Source organism: Caulobacter sp. 17J65-9 (assembly GCF_010975005.1).
Lineage (GTDB): Bacteria > Pseudomonadota > Alphaproteobacteria > Caulobacterales > Caulobacteraceae > 17J80-11.
Window position 1 is genome coordinate 1 of the sequence record NZ_JAAIVC010000285.1, and the last position, 1,892, is coordinate 1,892.

Below are 1,892 nucleotides of genomic sequence, written 5' to 3' on the forward strand. Positions count from 1 at the left end.
GCGCTCGCCCCCGCGAGCGCGTCGGAATTCAGATGCCGTCGTCGGGCTCTCGCCGGCGCGCCGGCCGGGCGCCGAACAGGAGGCGCAGCGCCTCGCGCAGCGGCCGCCGCGGGGCCGCCTCGCGCAGCCAGGCCAGGCCCTTGGGGGTGAGCAGGTATTCCGCCCACTGGTCGCCCTGCACCGTGCGCCGCTCGCCCAGCCGCACCGTGCATTGCAGCAGGCCCGCGCAACGCAGCCGCTCGGCCGCGTCATGGCGGCGTTTCTCGCCGCCGACCAGGTCGCCCGCCCGGTAGACCCGGATGGTCAGGGCGCCTTTGGCGGACGCCTCGCTCAGCAGAGGGGCGTCCTTCTCGAAAGCTGTCGCCGTCATCGAACTGGTTGAACGCCGCTACTGGCCTCTTGCCGTAGGGGAAACTTAGAGTGACCCGCGGATCGCGCGCTTCGCATCGCGCGACAGAATTTGTCGTTCCGCGACATCGCGGCGACCCGGCGCAGGGTTCGGTGAGCGTTGCTATTCAAGCCGGCGCGCATAAAGCTCGTCGACATGAGTCCTGGGCCCGACGGATTGAGCATGGAGGCGGATCGACCGTCCGCGGACGTCGTGGCGGCGAACGTCATCAACGGCGTGATGTTCGTCATCGGTGGCGTCGCGATCTTCCTGCTTGGCGCATGGGTGTGCGTGCAAGTGGTCCACGGTGACCCGACGAACGCGATGTTCGGGCTGATATCGCTGCTCGCTGGCCCGCGGTGCATACGCCGGGGGCTGATCCTCATACGCAGGCGGGCGCAGCGGGAGATGCCGGCATGAGGGCTGCTTTTCTGGCGGCGGCGTTGGCGGTGCTGGGGGCCGGGGAGGTCGTCGCGGCGCAGCCCGTCGAGGCCGCGCGGACGGACGCCGTGATCCTGCCGGAAACCGATGTCGCGCGGGTGCTGGACCAGTGCTCGCGCGACGCGCCCAAGCCCGGCGAGGGGGCCTGGCGGCCGGGTTGGACGGAGGTCGACGCGCTCAAGCAGGCGCTGCCGGCCGCCCTGGCGGCGGAGCCCGAGGCCGCTCGGCTTGTGGCCCTGGGGGCGCCGAAGGGCTGGAGCGCTCAGTACGTCGGCATCGTGCGCGACGGCCGGCGCTACGTTTATGCCAATTTCTTCCCGGCTAATGGGCCCTGGAGCGACGACTGGCGAACCCAGCCGATCCTGGTCTGCGACGGCGGGACGTCCTTCTTCGGCGTGGAGTACGACGTGGCGGCGGGGCGGATCACCCAGCTGGCGTTCAATGGATCGGCCTGAGCCGCGACTTAGGATTGTTGGAGAGAGCCTCATGAAGGCGAAAGCGTATCTGGGACTGGCGCTGGCGGCGGTGGCGCTGCAGGCCTGCGACGGCAAGGACCACAAGAAGACCGCGCCGGCCGCCAAGCCGCCGGCCGCGCAGACCCCGGCCGCGACGACGCCGCCGGCCGCCACGCCGGCGGTCCTGCTGCGCATGACCTGCAACGAGGGCGGCGCGGCCGCGGTCTACGAACTGTCCGGCGACAAGCTGACCCGCGACGGGAAGCTGATCTCGACCACCGAGCTGACCCACCTGGCCGACACCCAGGAGGAGGAGGGTACGGAGTCGAGCTTCGCCCGCCACCGGGTGAGCGGCCACGTCCTGACCCGCGACATCTTCTGGACCACCGGCGGCCAGGCCATGGATCTGGTCGCCACCCAGGTGTTCGATTTCGACAAGCAGACCGTGATCGATAACGGCAAGGACATCTGCCACCACGCGGCGGGCGCGAAGGCCGGGTGAGGCGCGCGCTCGCGGTCGCAACGCTCCTGGCGCTGACGTCGGCCCTGGCAGGCTGCGAGGCGAAGCCGCCCGCGGCCGAGGCGCGGGCCCCCGCGCCGACGCCGGC

The 1,892-nt window shown here is 71.2% G+C and carries 4 protein-coding genes; 3 read left to right on the forward strand and 1 reads right to left on the reverse strand.

The window, feature by feature from the left end; translation table 11 throughout:
* Window positions 1–28 precede the first annotated feature (28 nt).
* Complete coding sequence (locus tag G3573_RS21320) at window positions 29–370, reverse strand: hypothetical protein (RefSeq protein ID WP_163263640.1); 342 nt, start codon at window positions 368–370, stop codon at window positions 29–31.
* 201 nt (window positions 371–571) lie between these two features.
* Between G3573_RS21320 and G3573_RS21325 the strand changes: the two genes are divergently transcribed.
* Genes G3573_RS21325 through G3573_RS21335 form a run of 3 tightly spaced genes read left to right on the forward strand, consistent with a single transcriptional unit; the run spans window position 572 to window position 1,786 of the window.
* Entirely contained in the window at window positions 572–808 is a 237-nt protein-coding gene (locus tag G3573_RS21325; protein WP_163263641.1) for a hypothetical protein, read from the forward strand.
* Window positions 805–1,284, forward strand: coding sequence for a hypothetical protein (locus tag G3573_RS21330; RefSeq protein WP_163263642.1), 480 nt, complete (start codon window positions 805–807; stop codon window positions 1,282–1,284). The genes G3573_RS21325 and G3573_RS21330 overlap by 4 nt, the downstream gene beginning before the upstream one ends.
* Window positions 1,285–1,315: 31 nt before the next feature.
* A complete protein-coding gene (locus tag G3573_RS21335; protein WP_163263639.1) occupies window positions 1,316–1,786 on the forward strand; it encodes a hypothetical protein in 471 nt (156 codons plus the stop codon).
* Window positions 1,787–1,892 lie beyond the last annotated feature (106 nt).